This window comes from Vibrio sp. 05-20-BW147 (assembly GCF_013369385.1).
Taxonomy (GTDB): Bacteria; Pseudomonadota; Gammaproteobacteria; order Enterobacterales; family Vibrionaceae; genus Vibrio; species Vibrio floridensis.
On record NZ_SZTO01000062.1, the window covers coordinates 1 to 1,421 of the forward strand.

Here is a 1,421-nt window from a genome sequence, read left to right on the forward strand (position 1 = left end):
CCAAAAATGCCACGCGGCATGAATCCCTCTTTAACGCCTTGTTATGGCAATTTTAGCCACGATTCTCCATTGGATGTAACATCCAAACATTCGGCTCAAGGTAAGTCGCTATGTCCTTATTTTTGTCAACTCGCACAGGACTTAGTGCACCTTTTACAACATACTCTCCACAAACGGGAAAAACCATATCTGTCCAGTCACTCCAGTTTTTAATAGAGTTGGTAACTTCTAGCGTACACTCAGCAACTTTTATGATTTTTGCACCCAATTTTTCATGAACCCTTAACCAGGGATCAAACAGATACCCTTCTTCGTTTCGCCATTGCGCATATTCATGAATTGATTGGAGCGGATACTGAGATTTCTTTGTTGGTCGAACCGGTACAATCAATGAGGAAAGACCACAGCTTATCGCTAATTGCTTCATTTCAATAAGAACTTTTGAACTAAGTCCGTTACCTTGCATACTACTATCAACAAGTGCACCAATAGGAATCAATGTGTTTGCTTTAAGATTGCCCCGTTTAGCACTTAACCCTGCTTGGATTACATCTTCAATAGAACTTGGTAACTTATCGGCATTACCATCCCAAACTACGGGTACAGTAAATCCAGCAGCGATAACTTGTTCGTTCTGAGTTAAGACCAATACATACGCACTTAACTCATCATAAAAATGACTCCAACTTTTCACATCACTATTTTGTAAAAATACTGGCCAAGAGCGATTATCAAGGGCAGCAACCTGATTTATTAAATCGGGTCTCTTGATAAGGGTACTAACTTCGTATTTCATCGTACTAACTCCTAATTGCCATAACGCCCGCCTAAGGGGCTGACAACGCATAACACTAAACTCAAACACAACAACTGTAACCACCGCGGCTCAATGGGACTGGAAACGCCACGCGTTGACAGTCCCTCTTGAGGCGTTTGTTAGCTGTATGCTCTAAACTCAAAGTTCGAAGTCACTATTGTATAGCTTGACAATATTTACCAACGGCTCTTCCCAACCCAAACATGCTTTAAGCCTTTGTACCACTGGTTTTACATGTTCATGAGCTACATTTATTTCAATTTTTATTAGTGGATAATTTTCCAACTTTCCAACTGAACCAAAAACAGGGCTTGAGCCTTCGAGCGCTCGATGTGATCCCATAACAGAACCTAATGCCCAGCAATGATCGTAGTTTCCAATCTTATCCACACCAGCATCATGTAATGTGCTAAGAACTACATCTTGCTGATCTGGTTGGCAAAAAATCTCTAATTTGTACATTTTCCCTCACGAGGGTTTGGAGTATTTCTGAATACAGCTAACGCTGCGTTAAGGGGTGAATGCCGCCTAAACCAACTTTCCGCAGACCACTTTCACCACCAAAACTCAATGCAAACCAAAAATGCCACGCGGCATGAATCCC

At 41.6% G+C, this 1,421-nt stretch carries 3 protein-coding genes; all 3 read right to left on the reverse strand.

Annotated elements, in window-relative coordinates; all coding sequences use genetic code 11:
• Positions 1–52: 52 nt before the first annotated feature.
• Positions 53–796: a hypothetical protein gene (locus FC652_RS19825; RefSeq protein ID WP_176299871.1), complete on the reverse strand. Its 744-nt coding sequence runs from the start codon at positions 794–796 to the stop codon at positions 53–55.
• A 159-nt stretch (positions 797–955) separates the two neighbouring features.
• Positions 956–1,279, reverse strand: coding sequence for a hypothetical protein (locus tag FC652_RS19830; RefSeq protein WP_176299872.1), 324 nt, complete (start codon positions 1,277–1,279; stop codon positions 956–958).
• A 37-nt stretch (positions 1,280–1,316) separates the two neighbouring features.
• Positions 1,317–1,421, reverse strand: a 105-nt coding sequence (locus FC652_RS19835; RefSeq protein ID WP_176299873.1) for a DUF3265 domain-containing protein, incomplete at its 5' end; no start/stop codon positions are given.